Source organism: Pseudodesulfovibrio mercurii (assembly GCF_000189295.2).
Taxonomy (GTDB): domain Bacteria; phylum Desulfobacterota; class Desulfovibrionia; order Desulfovibrionales; family Desulfovibrionaceae; genus Pseudodesulfovibrio; species Pseudodesulfovibrio mercurii.
Map to the genome: position 1 here is coordinate 1,702,025 of NC_016803.1, position 26,507 is coordinate 1,728,531.

The 26,507-nt window shown below is 65.9% G+C and carries 26 protein-coding genes and 1 tRNA gene; 22 read left to right on the forward strand and 5 right to left on the reverse strand.

All coding sequences use genetic code 11. The annotated features are described in order from the left end of the window. Nucleotides 1–70: 70 nt before the first annotated feature. The 4 genes from DND132_RS07755 to DND132_RS07770 form a co-directional block, all read right to left on the reverse strand. Nucleotides 71–1,114 carry an ABC transporter ATP-binding protein gene (locus DND132_RS07755; protein WP_014322164.1) on the reverse strand — a complete coding sequence of 348 codons (1,044 nt, stop codon included), beginning with the start codon at nucleotides 1,112–1,114 and terminating at the stop codon, nucleotides 71–73. After that, nucleotides 1,074–2,744: an ABC transporter permease gene (locus DND132_RS07760; protein WP_014322165.1), complete on the reverse strand. Its 1,671-nt coding sequence runs from the start codon at nucleotides 2,742–2,744 to the stop codon at nucleotides 1,074–1,076. The genes DND132_RS07755 and DND132_RS07760 overlap by 41 nt, the downstream gene beginning before the upstream one ends. Before the next feature lie 69 nt (nucleotides 2,745–2,813). Further along, nucleotides 2,814–3,818 (reverse strand): ABC transporter substrate-binding protein, encoded by a 1,005-nt coding sequence (locus tag DND132_RS07765; RefSeq protein ID WP_190275301.1) that lies wholly within the window; start codon nucleotides 3,816–3,818, stop codon nucleotides 2,814–2,816. 146 nt (nucleotides 3,819–3,964) lie between these two features. After that, the gene (locus DND132_RS07770) at nucleotides 3,965–4,258 is read right to left on the reverse strand and encodes a putative quinol monooxygenase (RefSeq protein WP_014322167.1); all 294 of its coding nucleotides are present in this window, start codon (nucleotides 4,256–4,258) and stop codon (nucleotides 3,965–3,967) included. Nucleotides 4,259–4,685: 427 nt separating this feature from the next. Here DND132_RS07770 and DND132_RS07775 point away from each other — a divergent pair, with 427 nt between their 5' ends. From DND132_RS07775 to DND132_RS07795, 5 genes are all read left to right on the forward strand, one after another. Further along, complete coding sequence (locus DND132_RS07775; RefSeq protein ID WP_014322168.1) at nucleotides 4,686–5,285, forward strand: RNA polymerase sigma factor; 600 nt, start codon at nucleotides 4,686–4,688, stop codon at nucleotides 5,283–5,285. Further along, the gene (locus DND132_RS07780; protein ID WP_014322169.1) at nucleotides 5,275–5,580 is read left to right on the forward strand and encodes a hypothetical protein; all 306 of its coding nucleotides are present in this window, start codon (nucleotides 5,275–5,277) and stop codon (nucleotides 5,578–5,580) included. Before DND132_RS07775 ends, DND132_RS07780 begins: the two co-directional genes overlap by 11 nt. A 10-nt stretch (nucleotides 5,581–5,590) precedes the next feature. Further along, nucleotides 5,591–6,013, forward strand: a complete 423-nt coding sequence (locus DND132_RS07785) for a hypothetical protein (protein ID WP_014322170.1) — start codon at nucleotides 5,591–5,593, stop codon at nucleotides 6,011–6,013. A gap of 458 nt (nucleotides 6,014–6,471) precedes the next feature. After that, a tRNA-Sec gene (locus DND132_RS07790) sits at nucleotides 6,472–6,565 on the forward strand. Between the two features lie 508 nt (nucleotides 6,566–7,073). Further along, nucleotides 7,074–7,811, forward strand: coding sequence for a PEP-CTERM sorting domain-containing protein (locus DND132_RS07795; RefSeq protein ID WP_014322171.1), 738 nt, complete (start codon nucleotides 7,074–7,076; stop codon nucleotides 7,809–7,811). An 83-nt stretch (nucleotides 7,812–7,894) separates the two neighbouring features. Here the strand turns inward: DND132_RS07795 and DND132_RS07800 are convergent, their stop codons facing one another. Then, the gene (locus tag DND132_RS07800) at nucleotides 7,895–8,260 is read right to left on the reverse strand and encodes a CGGC domain-containing protein (protein ID WP_014322172.1); all 366 of its coding nucleotides are present in this window, start codon (nucleotides 8,258–8,260) and stop codon (nucleotides 7,895–7,897) included. Between the two features lie 228 nt (nucleotides 8,261–8,488). Here DND132_RS07800 and DND132_RS07805 point away from each other — a divergent pair, with 228 nt between their 5' ends. From DND132_RS07805 to DND132_RS07885, 17 genes are all read left to right on the forward strand, one after another. After that, a complete protein-coding gene (locus tag DND132_RS07805; protein ID WP_014322173.1) occupies nucleotides 8,489–9,310 on the forward strand; it encodes a hypothetical protein in 822 nt (273 codons plus the stop codon). Nucleotides 9,311–9,320: 10 nt separating this feature from the next. Beyond that, nucleotides 9,321–10,391, forward strand: a complete 1,071-nt coding sequence (locus DND132_RS07810) for a hypothetical protein (protein WP_014322174.1) — start codon at nucleotides 9,321–9,323, stop codon at nucleotides 10,389–10,391. 165 nt (nucleotides 10,392–10,556) lie between these two features. Beyond that, nucleotides 10,557–10,745, forward strand: a complete 189-nt coding sequence (locus DND132_RS07815) for a hypothetical protein (RefSeq protein WP_014322175.1) — start codon at nucleotides 10,557–10,559, stop codon at nucleotides 10,743–10,745. Nucleotides 10,746–11,277: 532 nt separating this feature from the next. Then, the gene (gene hmcA / locus DND132_RS07820) at nucleotides 11,278–12,873 is read left to right on the forward strand and encodes a sulfate respiration complex hexadecaheme cytochrome HmcA (RefSeq protein WP_014322176.1); all 1,596 of its coding nucleotides are present in this window, start codon (nucleotides 11,278–11,280) and stop codon (nucleotides 12,871–12,873) included. A gap of 15 nt (nucleotides 12,874–12,888) precedes the next feature. Continuing rightward, a complete protein-coding gene (hmcB, locus tag DND132_RS07825; protein ID WP_014322177.1) occupies nucleotides 12,889–13,944 on the forward strand; it encodes a sulfate respiration complex iron-sulfur protein HmcB in 1,056 nt (351 codons plus the stop codon). Next, a complete protein-coding gene (hmcC, locus tag DND132_RS07830) occupies nucleotides 13,945–15,120 on the forward strand; it encodes a sulfate respiration complex protein HmcC (protein WP_014322178.1) in 1,176 nt (391 codons plus the stop codon). A 9-nt stretch (nucleotides 15,121–15,129) separates the two neighbouring features. After that, complete coding sequence (hmcD, locus tag DND132_RS07835) at nucleotides 15,130–15,261, forward strand: sulfate respiration complex protein HmcD (RefSeq protein WP_014322179.1); 132 nt, start codon at nucleotides 15,130–15,132, stop codon at nucleotides 15,259–15,261. 54 nt (nucleotides 15,262–15,315) lie between these two features. After that, nucleotides 15,316–15,993 (forward strand): sulfate respiration complex protein HmcE, encoded by a 678-nt coding sequence (gene hmcE / locus DND132_RS07840; protein ID WP_014322180.1) that lies wholly within the window; start codon nucleotides 15,316–15,318, stop codon nucleotides 15,991–15,993. 33 nt (nucleotides 15,994–16,026) lie between these two features. Beyond that, nucleotides 16,027–17,418: a sulfate respiration complex iron-sulfur protein HmcF gene (gene hmcF / locus DND132_RS07845; protein WP_014322181.1), complete on the forward strand. Its 1,392-nt coding sequence runs from the start codon at nucleotides 16,027–16,029 to the stop codon at nucleotides 17,416–17,418. A 19-nt stretch (nucleotides 17,419–17,437) separates the two neighbouring features. Continuing rightward, nucleotides 17,438–18,331: a universal stress protein gene (locus DND132_RS07850; protein WP_014322182.1), complete on the forward strand. Its 894-nt coding sequence runs from the start codon at nucleotides 17,438–17,440 to the stop codon at nucleotides 18,329–18,331. Between the two features lie 134 nt (nucleotides 18,332–18,465). Next, nucleotides 18,466–18,819 (forward strand): DVU0259 family response regulator domain-containing protein, encoded by a 354-nt coding sequence (divK, locus tag DND132_RS07855; protein ID WP_014322183.1) that lies wholly within the window; start codon nucleotides 18,466–18,468, stop codon nucleotides 18,817–18,819. A 146-nt stretch (nucleotides 18,820–18,965) separates the two neighbouring features. After that, complete coding sequence (gene divK, locus DND132_RS07860) at nucleotides 18,966–19,322, forward strand: DVU0259 family response regulator domain-containing protein (protein ID WP_014322184.1); 357 nt, start codon at nucleotides 18,966–18,968, stop codon at nucleotides 19,320–19,322. A gap of 81 nt (nucleotides 19,323–19,403) precedes the next feature. Beyond that, on the forward strand, nucleotides 19,404–21,347 hold the full coding sequence (locus tag DND132_RS07865; protein ID WP_014322185.1) for a response regulator: 1,944 nt from the start codon (nucleotides 19,404–19,406) through the stop codon (nucleotides 21,345–21,347). 125 nt (nucleotides 21,348–21,472) lie between these two features. Beyond that, nucleotides 21,473–21,916 (forward strand): RrF2 family transcriptional regulator, encoded by a 444-nt coding sequence (locus DND132_RS07870; RefSeq protein ID WP_014322186.1) that lies wholly within the window; start codon nucleotides 21,473–21,475, stop codon nucleotides 21,914–21,916. A 37-nt stretch (nucleotides 21,917–21,953) separates the two neighbouring features. Further along, the gene (locus DND132_RS07875) at nucleotides 21,954–24,215 is read left to right on the forward strand and encodes a PAS domain-containing protein (RefSeq protein ID WP_014322187.1); all 2,262 of its coding nucleotides are present in this window, start codon (nucleotides 21,954–21,956) and stop codon (nucleotides 24,213–24,215) included. 221 nt (nucleotides 24,216–24,436) lie between these two features. Then, nucleotides 24,437–25,009, forward strand: a complete 573-nt coding sequence (locus DND132_RS07880) for a NapC/NirT family cytochrome c (RefSeq protein WP_014322188.1) — start codon at nucleotides 24,437–24,439, stop codon at nucleotides 25,007–25,009. Nucleotides 25,010–25,019: 10 nt separating this feature from the next. Beyond that, on the forward strand, nucleotides 25,020–26,405 hold the full coding sequence (locus DND132_RS07885; protein WP_014322189.1) for a multiheme c-type cytochrome: 1,386 nt from the start codon (nucleotides 25,020–25,022) through the stop codon (nucleotides 26,403–26,405). Nucleotides 26,406–26,507: the final 102 nt, after the last annotated feature.

Sequence of the window (26,507 nt, forward strand, 5' to 3'; positions counted from 1 at the left end):
CCTGAGGCTCCGGGCGGCGGCGCAAACCGTCACCGAATCGTCACAGTACGGAGCGCGGGGCCGGAGCGGATCAGGCCGGTTCCGGGAGCAGGCGCACGGCCACCCGCGCGCCCGGCGTCAGGCGCGGCCCGAAGGCCGGGCAGTGGGCCTCCACGGGCGGGAAGTCCGGGTCCCCGGCACGGCGCAGGAGGTAGCGCACATAGGGGCCCATGAACAGGGCCTCGGCCACCACAAAGGGGCCGTCCGCGTCCGGTTCCGGGCGGACCCGCTCCGGGCGCAGGACGACCAGGCCGCCGCGCGCATTTTCGTCGAGAGGGCCGAACAGGCGCTCCAGCCGGTCGGGCCACCCGTCCCCGGCAAAGCAGTTGGCGCTGCCCAGGAACCCGGCGGCAAAGGCCGAGGCCGGGCGGCGGTAGAGTTCCTCGGGCGGGCCCTGCTGCTCCAGCCGCCCGTCGCGCAGGAGCACGATGCGGTCGGCCAGGGCGAAGGCCTCCTCCTTGTCGTGGGTGACGAAGACCGTGGTGATGCCGAGCCGACGGCGCAGCTCGGCCAGTTCGCCGCGCATGGCCTCGCGCAGCCGGGCGTCCAGGTTGGAGAAGGGCTCGTCCAGGAGGAGCGCGTCCGGGCCGGTGACCAGGGCGCGGGCCAGGGCCACCCGCTGCTGTTCTCCGCCCGAGAGCTCGTGCACACGGCGGTCGGCGTAGCCGTCCAGGCGGACCATGGCCAGGGCGTCCAGGGCGGCCCGGCGGACCGCCGCCCCGTCCATGCCGCCCCGGCTGCGCAGCCCGTAGGCCACGTTGTCGAACACGTCCATGTGCGGGAACAGGGCGTAGTTCTGGAAGACGAAGCCGAGGTTGCGCCGCTGCGGGGGCAGGCCGCGCATGTCGCGCCCGTTGATGCGGATGGTCCCAGCGTCCGGCGCCTCCAGCCCGGCGATGAGCCGCAGGGTGGTGGACTTGCCGCACCCGGACGGGCCGAGCAGGCAGCACAGTTCGCCGGGCGCCAGGCGCACGGTCAGATCGGCCACGGCCGGGGTCCCGGCGTAGGCCTTGGTCACGCCGGCCAGTTCGATGTCAGCCCCGGCCGGGGAACGGGAGTCGGTCGTCGAGTTCATTGCGCTTCCTGTTTCGGGTTGAGGCCAGGACGATGAGGGCCGCGCCCGCGCCCGCCATGGCCAGCATGATGGTGGAAAAGGCCGCTGCCTGGCCCACTTCGCCCCGGACCACGGCCTCGAACACGTCCACGGACAAGAGCCGCGTGCCCGGCGTGATGATGAAGATGATGGACCCCAGGGCCTGGACCGAGGTGACGAAGGCGTACAGCCCGCCCGCCAGCATGGCCGTGCGCACCGAGGGCAGGACCACGCGCAGGAAGGTCCGGGTGCGCGACGCGCCCAGGCAGAGGGAGGCCTCCTCCTGGGCCCGGTTCTGGCGGGCCAGGACCGAGGCCCCGGCGCGCAGCCCCATGGGCAGTTTGCGGACCACCAGGTTGAGGACCACGATGGCCCAGGTGCCGGTCAGGATGAGCGGCGGCCGGTTGAAGGCCAGGGCGTAGCCCACGCCGATGAAGGTGCCGGGCACGGCGAAGGGCAGGGTGGCCATGACGTCCAGCAGGCGCGCGCCGGGGATGCGCACCCGCTTGACCAGGTAGGCCAGGACCTGCCCGCCCAGGGCGGACAGCGCGCCCACGGCCAGGGAGAAGACCAGGGTATTGCGGGTACTGGCGAAGCCGCGCGTGAACACGGTCTGGAAGTATTCCAGGGTGGGCGCGAACGAATTCCCCGCGTTGCGCGTGAAGGCGGCCAGGAGCACGGCCCCGAGCAGGGCGAGCATGTACACGGAGAAGAGCAGACAGACGGCCCAGACCGCCCGGCCCGGCCAGCCCAGGTCCAGCCGGGCCACGGGCCGGGACTGATCCATGACCCGGTCGCGGCCGAAGCGCGACTCCAGCGCCCCGTAGCCCGAATAGGCCAGCAGGCAGAAGCCGAGCAGGATCACGTTCAGGGCCGAGGCCGAGGCCGCGTCGTAGCGCCCGATGAGCTGGGTGTAGGAGGCCGAGGCCAGGGTGTCGAAGGGCCCGCCGACCACCAGCGGGGTGCCGAAGTCGGACATGGAGTGCATGAAGTTGAGCAGGAAGGCGGCCGCGCCGAGCGGCGAGGCCAGGGCCAGGGTGATGGTCCGCAGCACGCGCCACGGCCCGGCCCCCAGGCTCCCGGCGGCCTCCTCCAGGGCGGGGTCGATGTGGCGCAGGGCGGCCAGGGACAGGAGAAAGGCCGTGGTGGTCTGGTCCAGGGCCTGGAGGACCAGCACGCTCTTCCAGCTGTACACGTCCCAGGAGATGTGCAGCCAGCGGTAGGTGATCAGCCCGTTGCGCCCGAAGAGAAAGATGTAGGCGATGGAGGTGACGAAGCCGGGCAGGATGATGGGCAGGAGCGCCGTGGCCCCCATGAGCCGTTTCAGGGGCGCGTCGGTCTTGGCCACGACCACGGCCAGGGCCCCGCCCATGAGCGAGGCGGCCAGGGACCCGGCCAGGGCCACGCCCAGGCTCGACCCGACCATGGCCCGCAGGCGCGGCCCCTCCCACAGCCGGGCGTAGGCGGCCAGCCCCCACTCCCCGCCGGGGCGCAGGCTCTCGACCAGTACGGTCAGGGCCGGATAGCCCACCAGCAGGAGGAGCACGGCAAAGACCGCGCAGGAGATCGCATACCCCCTGTTGCGGGAAAGAACGGCGCTGGGCGCGGACATGTCCGGGTCAATCCTCCACGGCTGCGGAAACGGGCCTCCGTCCGCAGGACGGAGGCCCGCAAGGCCGGGCTATTGATACTTGGGGAAGCGCTTGTTGAACTCGGCGACCACCCGCTCGCGCTCGTTGCCCCAGTGCAGAATGTCGTAGGCCACGAGGTTGAGGTCGGACAGCCGGGGCACGCCGGGCAGGGGCTCCACGTCCGTGGTCGGCACGCGCGGCGAGGCCTGCATGAGGACCTTCTGGCCCTCGGGGCTCAGGCACCAGTCCACGAACTTCCCGGCGTTCTCCGGATGCCTGGCGCCCGCGACGATGGACACGGGCGAGGGCCAGGCCAGGACGCCGTCGGTCGGGTAGACCACGGCCAGGGGCGCGTCCGGGTTCTTGTTCGCCAGGATGTGCGGATCCGGGGCGATGCCCACGGCGAACTCGCCGGACAGGGCCATCTTGCCCGGGGCCGAACCGGACTTGGTCAGGAACGGGATGTTGGCGTAGAGCTTGTCCAGGAACGGCCAGCCCGCCTTCTCGCCCTTGATCTGGAGGATGCCGGAGACCGTGGTGTAGGCCGTGCCCGAGGTGTTCAGGTTGGAGGCCGAGACCTCGTCGCGGTAGTCGGGCGAGGCCAGCTCGTCCCAGGTCATGGGGACTTCGAGGCCCTTGCCCGCCAGCCGGTCCTTGTTGGCCAGGAAGCCGACCACCACCAGGGACACGCCGGTCCAGTAGCCGTCCGGGTCCTTGAAGGCCTTGTCCACGCGGCTCGCGTTGGGGGCCTTGAAGGGCGCGGTCAGCCCCTCCTTCTTTGCCTGGATAAAGGCGTCGGACCCGCCGCCGAACCAGACGTCCGCGCCGGGATTGGCCTTCTCGGCCCGCAGCCGGGTGAGCACCTCGCCCGACGACATGGTCAGAAATTCCACCTTGATGCCGGTGGCCGCCTCGAATTGCTGGGCGATGATCTCGGGCCCGCCGTAGGCAACGTACATGGTCAGTTTCTTTTCCTCGGCCCGGACCGCGCCCGCGCTCAGGCAGACCGCCGCGATCAGGGCGGCCGCCAGGGCCGCGAACTTGAATGTGCGCATGGTCAACTCCAACTCCTTGAGGTTCATGCAGGACTTTTCCACCAATGCCCAGACCCTATAGGAATCGGGAGGGGCCGAAAAATCGTTATCCACTATTCATCGCGGCCGACGTATAGACAAATGCTATGGACCACCCGGACACGGCCCTATCCGGCCGTCTCGACCGCCTCCCAGAGGGCGACCTCGGACGGACGGGCGGTCAGGTCCGCGGTGGCCGCATGCATGGCGGCCATGTGCGGGGTGCGGCCGTGGGCCTCAAGGTGGGCCGGACTCGCCCATATTTCATAGAAGAGGAAGACGCCGCCCGCGCGGTGCAGGTCGTAGCGCAGGCAGCCGGGTTCGGCACGGACCGCGTCCACCACCTTGCGCAGTTCGCTTTCCAGGGCCGCCGCGCAGCCCTCCCTGGCCGTGATCACGGCCGTTACGTAGGTCTTTGCCATATCTGAAACTCCTTGGTTGCGCCGGGGCCATTTCCCCGGCCGGGCCGGGTCAGGGTAGCCCACCGCCGCCGGGCGGGCAACCAACGGAACGCGATTTTCGGGGAGTGGGAAAAATCCGTGTAACCGCCGTCGGGCGAACCGCGATGTTACCACTGTGGGCGGTGCGTTTCCCGACCCACGGGTTTCCGGACGGACCGACGCCGGACGCGGCGCCCCCTCCCTCCGGCCGGAGACCCGGCTCTTTCGATCCGCCAATCCCTGCGGAACGGGACAACGTCTCCCGCTCCGTCCCGCAGGGGGATCGATCTCCCCCGGGGCCGCGCCCAGCGCGGCCCCGCAATGGAAACAGGGCGCGGTCCCGCTTGTGACATCGCGCCGCATGAGGCATGCTGCGGACATTGATGGCACCTCAACGATAAAGGGTCAAATGCCCGTACACATGGACGACGAAGAGGTCATCGAGCGCATCCTCGATGGCGACCGGGACGCGTTTGCGCTCCTGCTCAGGCGGCACGAGAGCCACGTCTCCCGGCTGGTGGCCGCCCACGTCCCCCCGGACCAGGCGGCCGAGGTGGCGCACGAGGCGTTCATCCGCGCCTACCGGGGGTTGCCGGGGTACCGGCCGATCAAGCCGTTCCGCAACTGGCTGACCACGGTGACCCTGCGCTGCTGCAAGGATTACTGGCGGCGGGAATACCGGAACAGGGAAGCTCCGGTGTGCGACCTGAGCGAGGACGGGCAGCGCTGGCTGGACACGGCCCTGGCCGCGAACTCGACCGAGGCCTTCGAGACCCTGGCCCGGCAACGCGAACTGGGCGAGGTCCTGGACGCGGTCCTGAACATGCTTTCACCCATGGACCGCATGGTCATGACCTTAAGCTATCTGGAGGAACGGCCGACCAGTGAGACGGCCGAGATGCTCGGCATCAGCGTGCCCAACGTCAAGGTGCGCGCCTTCCGGGCCAAACGGAAACTCAAGGGCTTTCTCAAACGCTACGGCATCCAAGGAGAGGAGCATGAAGCGTAGAATCATCACCGACACCTTTCACACCCTGCTCCGCCGCGCCCATGCGGCCCGCCCGGCCTGGCAACCGGACCGCTCCTGGCGCGACGCGGTCCTGCTCGATGCGGCCCGGCTGCACGCCTCGGCCATGAACCTGGACCTGGATCGGCTGGCCCCGCGCTTCACCGTGGCCGCCGCGGCCGTGTCCGGGGTGAGCCTGTTGACCGCCTTCTGGGTCCTCCGGGACCTGTCCGGCCAGATCCTGTCCGCCCTGACCAGCCAGGCCCTCCACTACGGCCTGCCCGGCCTGGGCATTTGAGGAGCCGGCCATGAAGAAATGGAAGATATGGACCGCTTTCCTGGCGGTGTTCCTGGCCGGTGCCCTGTCCGGCGTGGCCGGGACCGGCCTGTTCCTCCGGCTCCACTTCGCCCCGCCCAAAGACCGCGAGGCCTTCCGGGCGCAGGTCACCGAGCGGCTGACCGACACCCTGTCGCGCGAACTGGACCTGACCGACGAGGCCGCCCTTGCCGTGCGCACCGAGGTGATCGCCACCCTGGACCGGATCGAGGGCGTGCACGCGGCGCTCCGCCCCAAGGCCGAGGCCATCATCGCCGACGGCATCAAGCGGGTGAAGGGCCATCTGACCGAGACGCAGCAGGCCGAACTGGACGAGTTGATCAAGCGCAACCGGGAGAAGCCCTTCGGCATCTTCCGCCTGCCGCCCCCGCCACCGCCGCCCCCGTTCCCCTAACCCGGTGCAAAACCACGCCCAAACACAATCTCCTTGTCCCGCCGGAGCAAACTTGGTAGGGGTCTTCTTCCGGTAGGCAACCGTCTGTCCGGCCCGAGGACGGGGCGCAACCGCCCCCCTTCGGACCGACTGCGGAACTGAGCACTGCGGGACCGCCGCGTATTCCCATACGCAAGGGTCCGCATCGCGCAAACGCCCCACTGGCGCACAAGAGCGAATTTTTCGCGTAGGTGCGCCGGATGCAAGGCGCAAGGAATCACAGGACCGACGCGTATCTCAATACGCAAGGGTCTGCGATTCCCGCAGCAACGCCCCACTGGCGCACAAGAGCAAATTTTTGCGTAGGTGCGCCAGCTGCAAGGCGCAAGGAAATCACAGGGCCGCCGCGTATCTTAATACGCAAGGGTCTGCGATTTCCGCAGCAACGCAGCAGATGGCGTGCCTACGCAAAAATTTGCGGAAGCGTTTCGGCACCGGTGTGTCGCTTGGTCTTCAAAACCAATGTGTGGCAGTGATGTCACGGGCAGGTTCGACTCCTGTACGCTTCCGCCAACCGAACTCAAGGGCCTGCTCAATGCGGGCCTTTTTCATTGATGCCGGGAAATCCCGACGCGGGGCGGGCCGCGTTGTTCCCGAACGGAGGTCGGACGGGACGCCGGGACAGCCGAATGGCGTTCCGCTCGCCGGAGGCCGGACGGGAGGGGGGCGGATGGAACGGGACGGGAGCGCCCCCGTCCGCACCACGGGCCGCATGTGCGAGAGGGAGGGTCGGCGGCGTGAACCGGCCGGTTCATGCTGTCCGACAAGAATGGCCAACCCCCTGTTCCGGACGGATTTTCCGGGTCCGGCCCCGTCCCGGTCACGGTTCGCCCGCAGGCCGCGTCCAGGCATAGCGGCGATCATAACCTGTCGATAAATCTGACAACTTTCCCCAACCTGTAAAGCAAACCGACGGTTTTCTTCTTCTCGCGTCAACCAACATGCCGATTTCATTGAATCTTGTTCCCGGAATGCCGCTTGCATGCGGTTTCGGGATCGTACACGAAACGCGGAGGCTGGAATGAAACGGATTGCGGGAGTGTTGCTGGCGCTGGTGCTGACCCTGGGCCTGGCCGGAACCGGTCATGCCACGGTCATCAACCTGAACTCATGGTCGCAGGCGGGAGTCGCCGCCAATGGGGACTGGACCGTTTCGTCCGACGGCACCAGCGTGTACCAGAGCGTCAACAGCGACGCCACGTACTTCGTGAGCGGCATCGACTACATCGACACCCTGTTCCAGGGGAGCTTCGGGGTGGAGACCACCGCCGACGACGACTACATCGGGTTCGTGTTCGGCTGGAACGGCCTGAACGACTACTACCTGCTCGACTGGAAACAGACGACCCAGCTGTCCTCCTCCCTGGGGCTGGCCATTGAGGGATTCACCCTTTCGAAGATCTCGGGCAGCGACGTCAACCTGTGGTCCCACACCGGCAGCGGCATCGAGGTCCTGGCCACGGCCTACGGCGAGGACATGGGCTGGCTCGACAACGCGCTCAACACCATTGTCCTGGATTACTCCGCGAACAGCCTGACCGTCACGGTCAACGGCGATCTCATCTTTTCCCTGACCGGTTCCTTCGAGGCGGGCGAATTCGGCTTCTACAACTTCTCGCAGACCGCGGTGCGCTACAAGGACTTCACGGCGACGACCCGCAACACGGCCACGCCCGTGCCCGAACCCGCCACCTTCGCCCTGCTGGCCGCCGGGCTGCTGGGCCTGGCGGGCTGCGTCCGCCGCCGGAACAGGCGCTGACAAACCACGCCAACGCACGCAAGGGCGGCCGCCGGAACCAGGTTCCGGCGGCCGCCTTTTTTTCGGTGCGTTCCGAGCCGGGATCAGGACCAGATCTTTTCGGGCATGTACGGGTGGGTGCCCTCGACGACCTCCAGGCCGGACTTGGCCTGAATCTTGGTGATCACGTCGTCGGCGTGGGTGCAGTGGTCTGACAGACACGGGCCGATGTGGATCACGGTGGGCTGCTCCTGAAGGGGCACGTTCCAGAGCTTGACCTGGGCCAGCCGCTGAACGATGGACGCGCCCGGACAGCCGCCGCAGTTGAGGATGCCCAGGACCTCGGCCTCCTTGTCCTTGTAGCGCGCGAACTGCCCCTCGCGCCGGTTGAAGGCCACCAGGCAGCGGGAACAGCCGATGCAGACGTCGTCCATGGTATTCCGGCATCCGATGATGAGAATCTTTTCCATGCGAACCTCCTGTGGGTAGTGGTCTCTCCTCATTGTTATATTTGAACGATTGAGTCAATATTCATACTTTATCGGGAATGAATACCCGGCGCCGACGGGGGGACAAGGGGATCGCCCTCGACCTCCACGGATCGGGGTTTGCATTCACCAAACGCGAAAAACATGCTACCGGAAAGGCAAAGGGAGACGAAGGGGGGAGCAAACAGGCGGCAGACAAAGGGAGACGACATGACCACGAAAATCCATGCACGGGCGGCCGTCCTGACGGCCTGCCTGCTCTTGGCGCCGATCCTCGCCTTTGCCTACGGCGGAGGGGGCGACGTCGGCGGGCCGCCGCGCTCGGGGGGCGGGGCGACCATCGGCGCCACCTCGACCTACACGAATCAATGCGTCGGCGTCACGGAGCAGGCCCCGGCCCGGCCCATGCCCATGAGCGAGGCGGACCTGTTCGACATGGACCAGGTCAGCCCCAACGTGCAGCGGCTGAGCCTGATCCTGGACTGCATGGTGGCCGAAGGCGACCTGACCTACACGCAGGCCCGGCATGTCCTGCTCATCTACATGATCGGGGATTACCGGCGCAACCCGCAGACGTGGGGCGGTGAGGCCCCCGCCGCGGGGCACGACCAGGACGCGTCCTCGGCCCAGGACCCGGCGCGCTACACTCACAACCCGGACAACCGCCAGTCCCTGGCCGACGCCTTCGGCACCACGGCCCAGACTCCGGCGGCCCCGGCGCCGACCACGACCCCTGCCGGGTACGCCAACGCCATCAACAACCACGAGTCCGCCGTGGCGGCCCTCGCCGCCCACCTCCGGAGCCTGCCCCCCGAGGACCTGCCGGGGTCGGTGCTGATGCCCGAGGACGAGGTCCACGCCAGCCTGCTGGTCTCCACCTTCGCCTGGGACGAGACCCTGAACATGCCGACCTCCGTGCGCCAGATGGCCATTGTCCTGGAGGGCCAGATCACCAGCGGGACCATAACCCCGCGCAACGCCTATACCGTGCTCATGGTGCAGGTGGGCAGGACCGCGCGCGCGGCCCGGTAAGGAGGCGACCATGCGACAGACATCCATGCTTCTCGCGGGCGCCCTGCTCTGCCTGACCCTGGCCGCTGCCGGGTGCGTCACGGGCTCCGGATCGACCTCGGCCGCTTCCGCCTCTTCCTCTTCCGCATCTTCAGCCGCCAATGCCGACGGGCGGGAGAAGCGGATCTATCAACCCCGGCAGGTGGACCTGGATGGCCGGTCCCTGCTGGCCGCCGTGACCCTGGACCTGGCGCGCAACGGCATCCTGCCCTCGGGTCCGCTGGTGACCATGGCCCCGGACGCCACGGTGGCCCTGGCCCCGGCCCCGGCCGGCTTCCGGGAGACGGACCGGGCCGTGACCGGCGCCGACCAGCTGGGCGACGGGCTCTATGCCCTGGAGGCCGCCCGGCGGTACGAGGACGGCCTGGGCCGACGGGCCGCCTTCCTCGACCTGGCGGTCTACACCCTGTTCGACCCCGAAAACAGCGAACTGAACCGCCGCGCGGAGGAACTGCGCTCCGCCTACGTGGCGGCCATGCGCAGCAACGACCCGGCCATGCGGCAGGCCATGGCCCGCTTCGTGACCGATTTCCAAAACCAATACGGGCTGCGCGCGGACGGGGCCCTCACCCCGCAGACCGCCATGGCCATGGCCGCGGCCACGCCCGTCCAGACCTTCCAGATCCTGGCCTCCACGCCGCTGTACGCCGAGACCCCGCGCTACGAGATCCACCTCCTGGACGAGACCTACGGCCGGAACGCCCCGGACACCTACCTCAAGGGATTCGACAGCCTGCCCGCCATCCGGGGCCGGGCCGTGCCCGAGGGGCAGTACCAGGCGGCCGCTGCCAAGGGCGGACGGTACCTGATCATGGTCCACTTCCTGGACCAGCTGCCGCCCGGCACCCCGGTGCAGGTGGCCCTTTCCCCGAACGAGACGCGCAAGGGCACGGACCGCAAGGCGGCCTCGCCCATGTTCTACGCGGACGGCCGTTCCTGGCCCGTGCTCGTGGTCCCGGCGACCCTGAAGGGCGTCACCGGCAAACTCTGGGTCCACGTGCTCGTGAACGACGCGATCCTCGGCTCCATCCGGTTGAAATGACCGGAGCAAACCCGGGCGACCTTTGCGGGGAGCGGCCAAAACCGCTCCCCTTTTTTTAATGATGAAAAGGTGTTGGAAAGGCTTGAAAGGCCCGGCAAGTTATGGTGGACTGGATAGTATGTCGGTGCTAGGTTGCATTCCCCGGCAAGATTGGAGGTTTTTTCAATGTTCGGTTTCTTCACCAATTACAAAAAAGCGGCCATGAAGTTTCTTTCCCAACACCAGGTCGGCCAACGGCTCTTCTCCACCGGCGACGGCGGCCGAAAAATGCGCTTCCTGCGCGAAAAGGGCTACGTGGTTTCCGAGCGCGTCTCGGAAAACCGTTGGGTCCATGAGATCGTGAAAAAGCCCTAGCCCCCTCTCGGCGGGCGGGGCCGACCCTTCGGCCGGACCCGTCCTCCCCCCCCTGCTCCGCACCCCCCAAGCCCAGTCCGGACCACCCTCACCCGAGCGGAATAGTGGTCGGCTCTCTCTCCGTGTCCGTTTTTTTTCGATTTTTCCGTCCCCGCACCGGGCATGTGAAATTTCTCGCAAAGCCCTTGCCAGCCCTGGCCTAGCCCCCTGTCCTGAGAACGATTTTCAAATAACCTACTCAACTGGTTCCTCATTTGTTCCAGCATGTTGAATGGTATTTGGGAACAATTCCCACCTCGTCATTTCTGCTTGACGAAGCCCTCGCATCTAACATACCGGGCAAGTAGGTATTAATACCTCGTAGTTGAGTAGGTATTTTAACCTACCCAACCGGGGGATTTTAAGACCGGATTTCCGCGCGGCGGAAGATGCCGCGCCATGGGGGGCCGGAGGTGCCCGGAAACGGGCCCAGGAGAACGGGCCGAAGAGGCCGGTTCATTGCCATCAACGCTTTTGAGAAAGGGATCGACACATGGCAAACGGTAAACGGATACTGCGATTGACCGCCATCGTGATCGCGCTGGCCGGGGTGCTCGGCTTCCAGCTGGAAGCCATGGGCATGCTCGACGCCGCGGACCAGGCCGCCGGACGGCCGGATGTGATCATGATCGACACCATCGCCGGGCTGGAGACACTGGAGCAACCCGCGGCCGTGTTCCGGCACGACGCGCACACCAAGGCCCTGAAGGACCAGGGCATGAGCTGCGAATCCTGCCACAAGAAGGACGACAAGGGGAACCTGGCCCTGACCTTCGACCGGCGGGCGGACGGGGCGTCCCCCGAGACGACCGCGTCCGGGCTCAAGGACCTGTACCACAACGGCTGCATTTCCTGCCACGTTGAGAGCGCGGACAAGGGTTTCAAGTCCGGCCCCAAGGCGGGCGAGTGCCGCAGCTGTCACCAGGAGCGGCCCGAAGCCGCCGACCGGGTCCCGGCGGGCATGGACAACGCGCTCCACTTCGTCCACTGGGACTCCAAGGTCATCCCGGCCGATCCCGGCAAGGAGACCAACTGCCAGGCCTGCCACAAGAAGGCGGGCGAAGAGGATTCCTGGCGCTTCTCCGAGGCGGCCAAAACCGAGCCCCTCAAGGACGTCTTCCACAGCCAGTGCGTGACCTGCCATGAGCGCTTCGCCGAGGCCAAGGCCGACCGGACCGGCCCGGTGCAGTGCGCCGGCTGTCACGGCGAGACGGAAACCGCCGCGCGCGCGGTGGAGCTGGCCAAAAACCTGAAGGCCATGGGCGGCACCCTGCCGCGCCTGCCGCGCAAGCAGCCCGACGCCGCGCTCCTGGCCCCCGAGACCAAGCCCGAGGCGGTGAACGAAAAGCCCGTGGGCATGGCCCCGGTGGCCTTCGACCACAAGCTGCACGAGGCCGAAACCGCGTCCTGCCTGACCTGCCACAAGGACGGCGTCAACGCCAAGCTGGCCCCCTCCTTCGAAGCCCTGCACGACGTGGCCGACCCGGCCTCCTGCGTGGGCTGCCACGTCCAGGAACAGCAGAAGCCCGAATGCGCGGGCTGCCACGCGGCCCGTCCGGCCGCCAAGGCGCTGTCCCAGGACGCCTGCGCCACCTGCCACAACGTCAAGGCCGAGTCCGGCCTGCTCATGGCCGCCGCGCCCCTGAACCCGGCCGCCATGTCCAAGGATGAGAAAGCGGCCGAGGCCGCCAGGGTCATCGCGCAGCGTCCCGAGACCCAGGCCGTGGTCGCGGAGCGGGACATCCCCGAGTTCGTGACCATCGCCGGGCTGGCCGACAAGTACCAGCCGAGCAAGATGCCCCACCGCAAGATCGTCATGACCCTGTACAAGGGCATGCGGGGCAGCAAGCTGGCCGCGACCTTCCACACCACTCCCCAGGCCATCTGCGCCGGTTGCCACCACAACGCCCCGGCCAGTCTGACGCCGCCCAAGTGCGCCTCCTGCCACGGCAAGCCCTTCGAGACCGAAGGCAAGCCCGGCCTCAAGGCCGCGTACCACGGCCAGTGCATGACCTGTCACAAAGAAATGAAGCTCGAAAAGCCCGCCGCCACCAACTGTGTCGCGTGCCACGAGAAGAAAACCAACTAGCCGAAGGAGTACACGATGTTACGCAGAACCTTCCTCGGATTGTTGGGCGCCGCGGGCGCGAGCGCAGCGCTGGCCACCCCGGCCAAGGCCGCGAACAAGCACTTCGGCCCGCACCCCGACACCCACGGCGTGCTCTTTGACGCCACCCGTTGCATCGGCTGCCGCCAGTGCGAGCAGGCCTGCAACGAAGTCAACGAACTGCCCGCCCCGGCCCGGCCGTTCGACGACCTGACCGTGCTCGACACCGAGCGCCGGACCGACGACAAGACCTTCACCGTGGTCAACAAGTACCAGACCTCCAAGGGCCCGGTCTTCCGCAAGACCCAGTGCAACCACTGCCTGGAGCCGGCCTGCGCCTCGGCCTGCTTCGTCAAGGCCTTCAAGAAGCAGCCCAACGGCGCGGTGACCTACGACGCCTCGGTCTGCGTGGGCTGCCGCTACTGCATGGTGGCCTGCCCGTTCTCGATCCCGGCCTACGAATACGACGAGCCCCTGACCCCGAGGGTGCGCAAGTGCACCATGTGCTACCCGCGCCTTCAGGAGGGCAAGCTCCCCGGCTGCGTGGAGAAATGTCCCAAGGAGGCCCTGACCTTCGGTCTGCGCGCCGACCTGATCCAGATCGCCCGCAAGCGCATCGAGACCTACCCCGAGCGCTACGTGGACCACATCTACGGCGAGCACGAGATGGGCGGCACCAGCTGGATGTACCTGTCCAGCGTGCCGTTCAGCGAGATCGGCATGCGCGAGGACCTGGGCACCGCGTCCGCCCCCGAGCTGACCGCCGGTCCCCTGGCCACCGTGCCCATGGTCGTGGGCTTGTGGCCCGTGCTCCTGGGCGGCATCTACGCCGTCAGCCAGCGCAACGCCAAGGTGGCCAACGCCGAACGCGTCAAGGCGGTCAAGGACGCCCTGACCAAGGCGGGCGAAGAGGCCGAAAAGAAGCTTCACGAGGAGCTGGGCAAGGCCGAGCAGGCCAGCCAGCGGCGCATCGAGGTCGAGGTCAAGAAGGCCGTCGAGGAGGCGCTCGCTCCCAAGGAAGAGGACGCCGGAACCAACGAGGAGGAGTCCTAGATGTCTGTCGAAACCACTGCGGTCGCGAAGAAATCCCTCTTCACGCCGTTCAATCTCATTGCAGCGGTCATTCTCGCCGCCGGGCTGGTGGTCACGGTGATGCGCTTCACCGGCGGACTCGGGTCCGTCACCAACCTGGACCAGAACAACCCCTGGGGCCTCTGGATCGGCTTCGACCTGTTGTGCGGCGTGGCCCTGGCCGCGGGCGGCTACACCACCTCCGCCGCCTGCTACCTCTTCGGCCTGAAGAAGTACCACGCGGGCGTGCGCCCGGCCATCCTGACCGCCTTCCTGGGCTACGCCCTGGTGGTCTTCGCCCTGGGCTACGACGTGGGCCGTCCGTGGCGGCTGCCCTATCCCATTTTCGTCCAGCAGGGCACCACGTCCCTGCTCTTCGAGGTGGGCCTCTGCGTCATGATCTACCTGACCGTGCTGTTCATCGAATTCACGCCCGCCATGTTCGAGTGGCTGGGCATGAGGAAGATCCGCAACATCGTGGTCAAGATGACCCTGGCCCTGACCATCCTGGGCGTGGTCCTGTCCACGCTGCACCAGTCCTCCCTGGGCGCGCTGTACACCATCGTGCCCTCGAAACTGCACCCGCTGTGGTACTCCCTGTACCTCCCGGTGTTCTTCTTCGTGTCGAGCATCTGCGCGGGCATGTCCATGGTCATCTTCGAAGGCACCCTCTCCCACAAGCCCATGCACCACTTGATGGACAAGGAGTACCTGGACAACCACGACGGCCTGATCCTGGGTTTCGGCAAGGCCACTTCCCTCGTGCTGTTCGGGTACTTCGCCATCAAGGTCATCGGCCTGGCCTACGACAACAACTGGCACTACCTGACCACCGGCTACGGCGCGTGGTACCTGGTTGAGATGCTCGGTTTCGTGGCCCTGCCGTCCTTCCTGTACGCCGTGGGCGCGCGGGACAGGAACCTGACCATCATCCGCTGGGCCGCGGGCCTGACCGTGCTCGGCATCATCGTCAACCGGTTCAACATCTCCATGGTCGCCTTCAACTGGCAGCTCCCGGCCGCGCAGCGGTACTTCCCGAGCTGGGGCGAGATCACCATCTCCCTGTTCGTGGTGACCATCGGCGTGTTGGCCTTCCGGTTCATCAGCACCAGGATGCCCATCTTCTACGAGCATCCCGACTACAAGGGCGAACACTAGGAGGTTGCCATGGAATTCTACACTCTCCAAGACTACTACACCTTCACCAAGGGGACCGTGTACCTGCTCATGGGCGGCATCCTGGTGGCGGCGACGCTGTACTGGCGCTTCCTCATGGGCGGCAATAAGAAGGACGACTAGCCTCACGGGCCATCGTTTCAAGATCAACGATTTGACGATCAAGGAGTAGCGGAAATGTACGATTTCCTGACCGGGCCGATGCTTTGGGCGACGTTCATCGTCAGCCTGGGCGGCCTGCTCGTTCGCACCGTGATGTATGTCAAGGGCCTCAACTGGCAGCTCGACCGCGTGGCGTACCGTCCCAACATGAAATACGGCATCCGGGGGGGCGTGCGCTCCATCCTGGCCTTCATCATCCCGTTCAAGGCCCGGCTGTGGCAGACCCGCCCCGGCTTCACCCTCATCTTCTTCGCCTTCCACATCGGGCTGCTGGTCACCCCGGTCTTCCTGGAGGCGCACAACGTGATGTTCAGGAACGCCTTCGGCTTCAGCCTGCCCGCCCTGCCCACCGGGGTGGCGGACGGCCTGGCCTGGGTCTGCCTGGTGGGCGCCCTGTTCCTGCTGCTCAGGCGCATCGCCTTCCCCGAAGTGCGCATCCTGACCACCGTCTACGACTACCTGCTGCTGGTCATCACGGTGATGCCGTTCATCACCGGCCTGATCGCCCGCTACGAGATGGGGAACTACGACTTCTGGCTGGCCGCGCACATCATCAGCGGCGAAATCTGGCTTCTGGCCCTGCCCTTCACCAAGCTCAGCCACGTGGCGCTGTTCTTCATGTCCCGCATGCAGCTGGGCATGGACTACGGCATCAAGCGCGGCGGCATGAAGGGTACGGACATGGCCTGGTAACCGGGCTTCAGCTTTATCACACGGAGAACCGAAATGCCTGAAGGAATCTTCTGCAACAAGACGCCGATCAACACCGAGGAACAGCTCAAGGCGACCCTCGGCGACAAGGGCGGCAAGCAATACTACGAAGAGATGAACAACCTGGACGTGGACACGGACAAGCTCTGGGCCTCCATCCAGAAGACCATGAAGTCCAGGACCAAGACCTGGCTCGAAATCTGCGCCCACTGCGGCCTGTGCGCCGAGTCCTGCTTCCTGTATCTGGCCAACGACCGGTCGCCCGACCAGGTCCCGTCCTACAAGATCCAGTCAACGCTCGGCGAGATGGTCAAAAAGAAGGGCAAGGTCGACAACGCCTTCATGCAGATGTGCATGGAGACCGCCTGGTCCAAGTGCACCTGCTGCAACCGTTGCGGCATGTACTGCCCGCACGGCATCGACACCGGCGTCATGTTCAGCTACCTGCGCGGCCTGCTCTACTCCCAGGGCTTCGTGCCGTGGGAGCTGAAGATCGGCTCGGGCATGCACCGCGTGTACCGCGCCCAGATGGACGTGACCAACGAGGACTGGGTCGAGACCTGCGAGTGGATGGCCGAGGAGAACGAAGATGAATGGCCGGGCCTGGAGATTCCCATCGACAAGGTCGGCGCGGACATCATGTACACCTGCAACGCCCGCGAACCCAAGCACTACCCCGAGGACGTCGCCGAGGCGGCCATCCTGTTCCACGTGGCGGGCGAGAACTGGACCGTGCCCTCCAATGGATGGGAGCAGACCTCCCTGTCCATGTTCGCCGGCGACTGGGAATGCTGCAAGGACAACGTCGAGCACGTATACTCCGCCATCGAGCGCCTGAAGCCCAAGCGGGCCATCGGCACCGAATGCGGCCACGCCCACCGCGCCACGGTCATCGAGGGTCCCTACTGGGCGGGCCGAGAGGACGGGCAGCCGCCCGTACCGTACATGCATTACGTGGAGTGGCTGGCCGAGGCCCTGCGCACCGGCAAGCTCAAGATCGACCCGACCAAGCGCATCAAGGAGCCGGTCACCCTCCAGGATTCCTGCAACTACGTGCGCAACCAGGGACTGAAGAACGTCACCCGGGAGATCCTGAGCTACATCGTGGAGCCCGGCTACTTCGTGGAGATGGCCCCGAACAAGGAGCACAACTACTGTTGCGGCGGCGGCGGCGGATTCAACGGCATCGGCCTGTACCGCGAGCAGCGCAACGTGGCCTTGCGCATGAAGATGGAACAAATAGTCGCAACCGGCTGCAAGCTGGTCATCTCCCCCTGCCACAACTGCTGGGACGCCATCCGCGATCTGGAGGAAGTGTACAAGATCGGCATCCGCTGGTCCTTCCTCAAACCGCTGGTGATCGGCATGCTCGACGTGCCCGAGCACCTGTTGCCCAAGGACGAGTAACCAAAGGACGAGGTGAACTATGTTCAAGAAGATTCTACTGGCGACCAGCGGTGCTCCGTCCACCTTCGGCGCCGCACGGGTGGCCTTCGACATGGCCAAGCGCTACGGGGCCGAGGTCGTGGTCTTCCACGTCATGGGCGTGCCCACCAAGGCCTATTCCCAGGTGGTCAACGACGTGCGCACCGGCGAGGAAATCGAGGTCGACGACGAATACCGCGCCTGGGTCGAGGAGGAGCTCAAATCCACCTTCGAGAAGCAAATCGAGTCGGTCAAGTACGCCCGGATCACCCTGACCACGGGCGTGCCCAGCCGCGAGATCCTGCGCGCCGCGCGGGACGAGGACGTGGACCTCATCGTCATGGGCGCCAGCTCCGGCGATTCGTCGGCCTACCGCAAGGGCTACCCCGGCTCCACCCTGCAGCGCGTGGCCAAGGCCGCCCGCTGCCCGGTCATGACCGTGCACCGCGAGACCGCCTCCTACTGGGGCGGGTTCGGCAACATCGTCTTCGCCACCGACTTCTCCAAGCAGGCGGACAGCGCCTTCAAGTTCGCGCTCAATTCGGCCAAGGAACTCGGCTGCGACCTGACCCTGTTCCACGCGCTCGACATCAGCGGCAAGGTCCTGGACCAGAACGCCATCGAGGACGGGCTGATCGCGGCCAGGGCCCGCATCCGCGAGACCTACGTGCCGCTCATGGGCGACTTCAAGGACTTCGACATCGAGGTCTGGGAGGGCGTGCCCTTCGTGGAGATCGTCAAGATCGCCCGCGAACGCAGCGCCGACCTGATCGTGGTGGCCCACCACTCGCGCGAACTGGACCCGGAAAAGGCGCGCATCGGCTCCACCATGGAGCAGGTCATCCTGCGCGCCGGTTGCCCGGTGGTCAGCGTGAGCAAGCCGGACAAGGTATGATGAGTTGAACGGCGCGTCCCGGCGTGTGCCGGGCGCGCCTTGAGAACGATAAATGCCGCAGCCGGCCTTGGCGGGAGCGACTGCGGCAAATCAGGAATCAAACAGATTGATTCGCGAGTACCAGGAGGTACGTTATGTCCAAGAAGATTCTCATCGTCGACGACGACCAGGAAATCCGCTCGTATCTGTCCGAACTGCTCGGCGACAACGGTTACGCGACCGTGACCGCCAACGACGGCGCCGAGGCCGTCGAGATCGCCAAGACCGAAAAGCCCGATCTGATCACGCTGGACCTGGAAATGCCCAACGAGTGGGGTCCGAGGTTCTATCGCAAGATCAGCCAGGACGACGCCCTCAAGCGCACGCCGGTGGTGGTCATCAGTGGTCTCAACGCGATTCAATACGCCATTCCGAAGGCCGTCGCAAGCCTGACGAAGCCGTTCGAACCCGCACAGCTGCTGAAGATCGTCAAGGACACCATCGGCTAGCGGGACGCCACTGGAACAGGATCCGTCGGCCCGCGAGCCGAACACGGTTCGCGGGCCGAATTTTCCGACTTGAACTCGCGCGCAGGTTGAGTATACCCTTGCAGGCGTAGCGGGAATACCCCGCCACTCGAAACCAGGTTGAGCTCATGCCAAAAAAAATCATGGTGGTGGACGACGATCCGGACATCGTCGACTACCTCGTCAGCGTATTCGAAGACCACGGATACGACACCTGCCGCGCTTCCGACGGAGTCTCCGCGTATGAGGTGGCCATGGCCGAAAAGCCTGACCTCATCACGCTGGACATCGAAATGCCCCACGAGTGGGGACCGCGTTTCTACCGTCGGCTGACCAGTGAGAAGGAGTTCTCGGACATCCCGGTGATCGTCATCTCCGGACTGTCGGGAATCCATCTGGCCATACGGCGGGCCGTGGCGACCATCAAGAAGCCCTTCGACCCGGCGGATGTGATCCAGATCGTTAGAGAGGCGCTGGGCGAATAACCCGGCCCGCAATCCTGGACCGAAGAGGTCCCCGCAGGGAAGCGGCCGACGGCCGGCGGGACGACTCTCCCGGAGGGTGTGATGGATTTCAAGCGACTGTTGCTCGTGGATGATGAGGAAGGCGTCCGCCGATTCCTCGGCCTCTCCCTGATGGACCTGGGTTACGAGGTGGAAACCGCCGCCAACGGACAGGAAGCCCTCGACCTCTTCGACTCCTTCCGGCCCCACATCGTCTTCACCGACATCAAGATGCCCGTCATGGACGGCATCGACCTGCTCAAGGCGATCAAGGAGCGTTCCCCGGACACCGAGGTGGTCATGATCACCGGTCACGGGGACATGGACCTGGCCATCGAGTCCCTCAAGTTCGACGCCTCGGACTTCATCACCAAACCGATCAACAACGACGTGCTCGAGGTCTCGCTCGAACGCGCCCGCGAACGCTACAGCATGAAGCTGCAGCTGCGCGAGTACACCGAGAACCTGGAAAAACTGGTCCAGGAGAAGACCGACCGCATCGTGGAGCTGGAGCGGCAGAACGCCGCCTGCCAGGTGGTCCAGGGCATGTCCACGGCCCTGTCCGACGCGGCCCAGGAGGTGGAGACCGGCTACGGGCTGTTCAACGAGCTGCCCTGCCTGGTGTCCATCCACAACCGCTACCTCGAGATCGTGGCCCACAACCGGCTGTTCGAGGAGCGGCTGGGCAACCAGGTGGGCAACAACAGCTTCGACATCTACTCCGACCGCACCTCGCCGGGCAACGCCTGCCCGGTGCAGCGCACCTTCAACACGGGCAAGGGCCAGCGGAGCAAGGAAAATTTCCTGGGCAAGGACGGCGAGGAGATTCCGGTCACGGTCTACACCGCGCCCCTGCCCAACAAGGACGGCGAGATCGAGCTGGTCCTGGACATCTCCGTGGACATGACCGAGCTCAAGCGCCTCCAGGATGAACTGTACACCACCCAGTACAAGTACCAACGGCTGTTCGACGAGGCCCCCTGCTACATCACCGTGCAGGACGCGGACCTGAACATCGTCGAGGCCAACCGGCTGTTCAAGCGGGACTTCGGCGAGGTGGAGGGACATTTCTGCTTCGAGGCGTACAAGCACCGCGACGAGCCCTGCGAGGGGTGCCTGGTGGACAAGACCCTGCTGGACGGCGAGTCCCGGCAGCGGGAGACCGTGGTCACCACCCTGTCCGGCGAGCAGAAGCACATGCTCGTCCAGGCCGCGCCCCTGCACGACGCCTCGGGCCGCATCTTTCAGGCCATGGAACTGTCCACGGACATCACCGAGATCCGCAGGCTCCAGGACCACCTGACCTCGCTGGGCATCATGCTCGGCTCCATGTCCCACGGCGTCAAGGGCATGCTGACCTCCCTGGACGGCGGCATCTACCGGCTGGAGTCCGGCCTGAAGAAGGGCGACAAGGACCGCGTGGACGCGGCCACCAAGACCCTCAAGTCCATGATCGGCCGGGTCAAGAAGATGGTCCTGGACATCCTCTACTACGCCAAGTCCCGCGAGCTGGAGACCGAGGCCGTGGACGCGGCCAAGTTCCTGAACGACACGGCGGAGGTGGGCGCGGCCAGGGCCGCCGCGCACCAGGTGGAGTTCGTCCGCGACATCCCGGACGACCTGGGCGCGATCCAGGCGGACACCGCCGCCCTGTCCGCGGCCATGGTCAACTTCCTGGAAAACGGCGTGGACGCCTGCGAGGGCCGGGACCACGGACGGCTGACCCTGAGCGCCCGGCGCACGGACGGCGGCCTGGTGGTCACCGTGTCGGACAACGGCATGGGCATGGACCGGGAGACCCGGGACAAGATCTTCACCCTGTTCTTCTCGTCCAAGGGCAAGCGGGGCACGGGCATCGGACTGTTCATCTCCAACCAGACCATCGAGCAGCACGGCGGGTCCATCCGGGTGGAGTCCGCGCCGGGCGAGGGCTCGACCTTCATCATCACCCTGCCCGACCGGACCGGACAGGGGACCGGCAAAAAAACCGGACAGGAAGCCGGATAGGGGCCGGAGCATGCCGCCCGATCGGGAAGCGGACGGCGGGGCCCGATTGATTGTCGCGGTGTTTTTCCCTATGCTTCCCGGACGCGCACCGCGCGCCCACCACTTTCACCGCCGGGGACACGACCATGAAACTGACCACACGCAGCCGTTACGGCACCCGATTGCTCCTGGACATCGCCCTCCACTCCGAGAACGGCAGTCCGGTCCCGAGCAAGGATACGGCCGACCGCGAAGGGTTGTCCCTGAAGTACCTGGAGAAGCTCATCAAGATGCTCAAGCAGGCGGGCTACGTGAAGGGCAAGCGCGGACCCAACGGCGGCAACGTGCTGGTGCGCGCGCCCGAGGACATCTCCATCGGCGAGGTGGCCCGCATCCTGGACGGCGAGGAGCAGGTCCTGGGCTGCGAGGGCGACCCGTCCACCTGCCCGCGAGCGGCCGTCTGCCTCAAACGGTCCATCTGGGACGACGCGTCCCTGGCCATGTACCGCATGCTCGACTCCTATTCCCTGGCCGACCTGATGAAGGACGCCTACCTGTGTCCCGTGAACCCGCCCAGGCGCGGCGACTAGGCCGACCGGCCGGTCCGCCCGAAAGGATGGTGACAAGGTGCTGAAGCGGTTCCGCGAAAGCCTCATCGCCAAGATGATCCTGTCGGGCGGCGTGACGCTGACCCTGTGCATCCTCCTGTGGACCGGGTTCAATGTCTACTACTTCAAGAGCAACGTGGTCTCCAACGTCATGTCCGACATCGAGATGGTGTCGGACACGATCATGCTCGCCCTGCACTACGCCATGATGCTCGACAACGAAGAGGACATCAAAGAGAACATCAACAACATCTCCAAGCAGGAGGAGATCGAGAACATCCGGGTCTACAACAAGGAGGGGCGCATCGTCTTCTCCAACATCCCGGACGAGATCGGTACGGTCATCGGCAAGGAGACCCCGGCCTGCCGGGCCTGCCACCGCTACAACCCGCCGCCGCCGGCCCTGCCCCTGTCCCGGCGCACCCGGATGATCGAGACGGACGGCCGCCAGCTCATGGCCATCATGACCCCCATCGCCAACTCCGAGGGGTGCTCGCCCGGTCCGTGCCACGTGCACTCCCAGGACGAGCAGGTCCTCGGCCTGCTGGACGTGACCGTGAACATGGACGCCAAGAACTCCATGATCCGGATGTTCGAGCGGGCCAACATGGGCATCTCCGTGGTGGTCTTCGCGGCCACCTTCCTGGCCCTGTTCGCCTTCACCTACCGGTTCATCTTCCGGCCGATCAAGCGGCTGATAACGGCCACCCGGGGGATCAGCGGCGCCTCCGAGTACACGGACATCGACATCGGACAGGTGGACGAGATCGGCACCCTGGGCCAGGCCTTCAACATGATGGGCAAGCGGGTCTCGGACAAGCACCGCGAGCTGCTCGACCAGCGCGAGGAGTACCGCAACCTGTTCGACAACGTGCCCTGCCTGGTCTCGGTGGTGGACGCCGACTACCGGATCATCCGCCACAACTCGGCCTACGAGCGGCACTTCGGCCTGCCCGACGGCAAGCGCTGCTGGCAGGTCAACAAGGGGCGGCTCGAGAAGTGCGCGGTCTGCCCGGTGGACCGGACCTTCCGCGACGGCCGCTCGCACATGTCCGAGGAGTCGGGCATGTCCAAGGACGGGCGGCGCATCCACTGGATCGTGTACACCTCGCCGGTCAAGGACAAGACGGGCAAGGTCGTGGCCGCCATGGAGATGATGGTGGACATCACCCACCGCCGCGAGCTGGAGTCCAAGCTGGCCGCGTCCGAGCACCGCTACCACGCCATTTTCGACTCCATCCCCAACGCGGTCTTCGTCCTGGACCGCCAGACGCTGGAGATCCTCAACTGCAACGAGTCCTCCCAGGAGATGTACGGCTGGAGCCAGCTGGAGATGCGCGGCCGCTCGTTCATGGCCTTCTTCCGCGAGGACGAGGCCGGGGACTGGGAGGAGGCCGTGCGCACCCAGGCCGAGATCGAGCTGTGCACCCACGTGGACAAGTCCGGCAAGCCGTTCTTCGTCTTCCTGAGCATCTCCCCGGCCCGGTTCGAGGGCAACGACACCCTCATCGTCACCTGCACGGACGTGACCCGCAAGGTCGAGGTGGAGCAGCAGCTCATCCAGGCCAGCAAGATGACCACGCTGGGCGAGATGAGCACGGGCGTGGCCCACGAGCTGAACCAGCCGCTGACCATCCTCCAGGCCATCTCCAACCTGCTGACCCGCAAGATCGAGCACAACCGGGAGGTCTCGCCCGAGATCATGCGCGAAATGGCCGAGGGCATCTCCACCCATGTGGACCGGGCGGCCAAGATCATCGAGCACATGCGCGAGTTCGGGCGCAAGTCCGACCTGCGGACCATGCCGGTGCAGGTCAACGAGGTCCTGGAGCGCGGCTTCGAGTTCTTCAGCCAGCAGCTGCAGGTGCACAACATCCGGGTGGTCTGGGAGCTGGAGGAGAACCTGCCCCTGATCATGGCCGACTCCAACCGGCTGGAACAGGTGGTCATCAACCTGCTGCTCAACGCCCGCGACGCCATCGAGGACCGCTGGAAGGGCGTCAAGGACGCGGACAAGCGCATCCTGCTCCAGTCCTTCAGCACACACGAACGCATCGTCTTCCGCATCTGCGACACGGGCGCGGGCATCCCCCCGGCCATCCGCGAGCGTCTGTTCGAGCCGTTCTTCACCACCAAGGGCGTGGGCAAGGGCACCGGGCTCGGCCTGTCCATCTCCTACGGCATCGTCACCGACTACGGCGGGAAGATCAAGGCCGACGCCTGGGAGGAGGGCGGCGCCTGCTTCGAGATCGCCTTCCCCAGGGCGGAGTGCGAGCTGTAGCCGGGGCGGGTCTTGAACCCCTTTTCGGGCCGGAAATCGCTTTCCGGCCTTTTTTTCGCCCGATTTTCCGCCCCACAGGCAAAAATCCGCGACGGAACGCAAAATATAACGGTTTCCCTCTGCCTCTTTTCCCATTTTTCTGCTAATGGGGGATTAAACCCTCCCCTCCATCCGGACCGGGGGCAATGGTCCGGATGGAGGGGAAACAACCGGGAGGAGGTATGGAGCGAAAAGCCAAGTCGATCCTGTTGGTCCTGTTCGGCATCCTGATCGCCTTTCCCCTGTTCAGCATGACCTATTACACCATGGTCAGGACTTCGACCCCGGAGTTCTGCGGGACCTGTCACGAGATCCGCCCGGCGGTCATGGCCTGGAAGAGCTCGACGCACGTCAACAACGGGCAGGGATTCGTGGCCGACTGCATGGACTGCCACCTGCCCGCGCCCCATGACACCGTCGATTTCTTCTTCACCAAGACCATGCACGGGATGAAGGACGTCTTCTCCCACTTCACAGGGGGGGACGAGACCTACGACAGGAAGGTCATGCGCGAGCACGTCTGGGCGACCATGAAGAACGACCAGTGCATGAAGTGCCACCGGAATATCCTGAACATGCCCGGCAAGCGCGGGGCCATGCTGGCCCACCGCAGGGTGCTCTACGCCGGGGGAGGCACGGAGTACCGCTGCACCGACTGCCACCGACACCTGGTCCACAACGACAGGCAGTTCTTCGAGTACAAGCAGTTCAGCGCCCCCTACCGGGCCGGCGGGCTGCCCAACCTGGGAATCTAGGAGGTAGTGTATGTATCGCAGAGTGACGTTCACCCTGGCCGCGACGCTGGCCGTCATCGCCCTGACCGCGCTCGCGGCGGGCGCGCAGAATTTCCCCAAGGTCCGCGAGCTGCGCATGGACCGGGCCACACCGCCCCAGGGCACGGCCTGCATCGAGTGCCACAAACAGGAGACCCCCGGCATCTTCGCCGACTGGGCCATGAGCCGCCACGCGGCCGCGGGCATCACCTGCCTGGACTGCCACCAGGCCCAGCCCGGCGAGCAGGACATCAGCGTGTCCCATGAGAAGTACTACTCCATGGGCAACCTGCCCATGGGCGAGAAGCAGTACTTCGTGCCCGTGGCCTCGGCGGTCACGCCCAAGGACTGCTCCCGCTGCCACCCGGACGAGGCCAAACAGTACTCGGTCAGCAAGCACGCCAACACGCTGGAGATCATCTGGAAGCTCGACCCGTGGCTCAACGGCGGCATGAACTCGGACAACGAGCGCAAGACCGGCTGCTTCTACTGCCACGGCACGGTGCTGTCCATGAAGGACGGCAGCCTCGATCCCGACACCTGGCCCAACGTGGGCGTCGGCCGCCTGAACATGGACGGCTCCCTCGGCTCGTGCACCAGCTGCCACACCCGGCACCGCTTCTCGGTCATGGAGGCGCGCAAGCCCGAGACCTGCGGCCAGTGCCACCTCGGCCCGGACCACCCGCAGATCGAGATCTTCAACGAATCCAAGCACGGCGACATCTACCAGGCCTTCAAGCAGGAATACAACTTCGACTCGGCCCCCGGCGCCTGGACCCCGGGCGTGGACTACCGCGCCCCGACCTGCGCCGCCTGCCACATGTCCGGCTCGGGCGACGTGGCCACCACCCACGACGTGACCGAACGGATATCCTGGGAGACCCAGGCCCCGCTGACGGTCCGCCCGTCCGAGTTCAAGCCGCTGCCCGCGGCCACGGACTGGAAGGTGGAGCGCGACAAGATGAAGAACATCTGCGGCCAGTGCCACGGCCAGTCCTGGATCGACGACTTCTACACCCAGCTCGACACCTCGGTGAAGGAGTACAACGAGGTCTACTACGCGCCCGCGCGCAAGACCATGGACGAACTGTACGAGAAGGGGCTGCTCGACAAGACCAAGTACTTCGACGAGCACCTGGAGGTGGAGTTCTACGAGCTGTGGCACCACGAGGGACGCCGGGCGCGCATGGGCACGGCCATGATGGCCCCGGACTACGCCTGGTGGCACGGCTTCTATGAGTGCAAGCACCGCTACAACCGGTTCATGGAGGAGGCCCGCCACCTCATCGAGACCAACACCAAGGCCTACCGCTACCCCGACTTCCCCAACGCCACCGGCGATACCACCCGCCCGGCGCAGATCTTCGGGAAGAAGTAGGCCCGCAACCGGCAGACCGATTCGGGGGGCGTCCGCGCCCCCCTTTTCGTTCCCGCCCGAACGCGGCCGCGAGCCGCGCATTGACCTTCCGCTGAAAAGACG

Excerpts from the sequence above, each read along its gene's own strand:
- DND132_RS07755 (WP_014322164.1), bottom strand. The coding sequence starts at position 1,114 with ATGAACTCGACGACCGACTCCCGTTCCCCGGCCGGGGCTGACATCGAA.
- DND132_RS07760 (WP_014322165.1), bottom strand. The coding sequence starts at position 2,744 with ATGTCCGCGCCCAGCGCCGTTCTTTCCCGCAACAGGGGGTATGCGATC.
- DND132_RS07765 (WP_190275301.1), bottom strand. The coding sequence starts at position 3,818 with ATGCGCACATTCAAGTTCGCGGCCCTGGCGGCCGCCCTGATCGCGGCG.
- DND132_RS07770 (WP_014322167.1), bottom strand. The coding sequence starts at position 4,258 with ATGGCAAAGACCTACGTAACGGCCGTGATCACGGCCAGGGAGGGCTGC.
- DND132_RS07775 (WP_014322168.1), top strand. The coding sequence starts at position 4,686 with ATGCCCGTACACATGGACGACGAAGAGGTCATCGAGCGCATCCTCGAT.
- DND132_RS07780 (WP_014322169.1), top strand. The coding sequence starts at position 5,275 with ATGAAGCGTAGAATCATCACCGACACCTTTCACACCCTGCTCCGCCGC.
- DND132_RS07785 (WP_014322170.1), top strand. The coding sequence starts at position 5,591 with ATGAAGAAATGGAAGATATGGACCGCTTTCCTGGCGGTGTTCCTGGCC.
- DND132_RS07795 (WP_014322171.1), top strand. The coding sequence starts at position 7,074 with ATGAAACGGATTGCGGGAGTGTTGCTGGCGCTGGTGCTGACCCTGGGC.
- DND132_RS07800 (WP_014322172.1), bottom strand. The coding sequence starts at position 8,260 with ATGGAAAAGATTCTCATCATCGGATGCCGGAATACCATGGACGACGTC.
- DND132_RS07805 (WP_014322173.1), top strand. The coding sequence starts at position 8,489 with ATGACCACGAAAATCCATGCACGGGCGGCCGTCCTGACGGCCTGCCTG.
- DND132_RS07810 (WP_014322174.1), top strand. The coding sequence starts at position 9,321 with ATGCGACAGACATCCATGCTTCTCGCGGGCGCCCTGCTCTGCCTGACC.
- DND132_RS07815 (WP_014322175.1), top strand. The coding sequence starts at position 10,557 with ATGTTCGGTTTCTTCACCAATTACAAAAAAGCGGCCATGAAGTTTCTT.
- hmcA (WP_014322176.1), top strand. The coding sequence starts at position 11,278 with ATGGCAAACGGTAAACGGATACTGCGATTGACCGCCATCGTGATCGCG.
- hmcB (WP_014322177.1), top strand. The coding sequence starts at position 12,889 with ATGTTACGCAGAACCTTCCTCGGATTGTTGGGCGCCGCGGGCGCGAGC.
- hmcC (WP_014322178.1), top strand. The coding sequence starts at position 13,945 with ATGTCTGTCGAAACCACTGCGGTCGCGAAGAAATCCCTCTTCACGCCG.
- hmcD (WP_014322179.1), top strand. The coding sequence starts at position 15,130 with ATGGAATTCTACACTCTCCAAGACTACTACACCTTCACCAAGGGGACC.
- hmcE (WP_014322180.1), top strand. The coding sequence starts at position 15,316 with ATGTACGATTTCCTGACCGGGCCGATGCTTTGGGCGACGTTCATCGTC.
- hmcF (WP_014322181.1), top strand. The coding sequence starts at position 16,027 with ATGCCTGAAGGAATCTTCTGCAACAAGACGCCGATCAACACCGAGGAA.
- DND132_RS07850 (WP_014322182.1), top strand. The coding sequence starts at position 17,438 with ATGTTCAAGAAGATTCTACTGGCGACCAGCGGTGCTCCGTCCACCTTC.
- divK (WP_014322183.1), top strand. The coding sequence starts at position 18,466 with ATGTCCAAGAAGATTCTCATCGTCGACGACGACCAGGAAATCCGCTCG.
- divK (WP_014322184.1), top strand. The coding sequence starts at position 18,966 with ATGCCAAAAAAAATCATGGTGGTGGACGACGATCCGGACATCGTCGAC.
- DND132_RS07865 (WP_014322185.1), top strand. The coding sequence starts at position 19,404 with ATGGATTTCAAGCGACTGTTGCTCGTGGATGATGAGGAAGGCGTCCGC.
- DND132_RS07870 (WP_014322186.1), top strand. The coding sequence starts at position 21,473 with ATGAAACTGACCACACGCAGCCGTTACGGCACCCGATTGCTCCTGGAC.
- DND132_RS07880 (WP_014322188.1), top strand. The coding sequence starts at position 24,437 with ATGGAGCGAAAAGCCAAGTCGATCCTGTTGGTCCTGTTCGGCATCCTG.
- DND132_RS07885 (WP_014322189.1), top strand. The coding sequence starts at position 25,020 with ATGTATCGCAGAGTGACGTTCACCCTGGCCGCGACGCTGGCCGTCATC.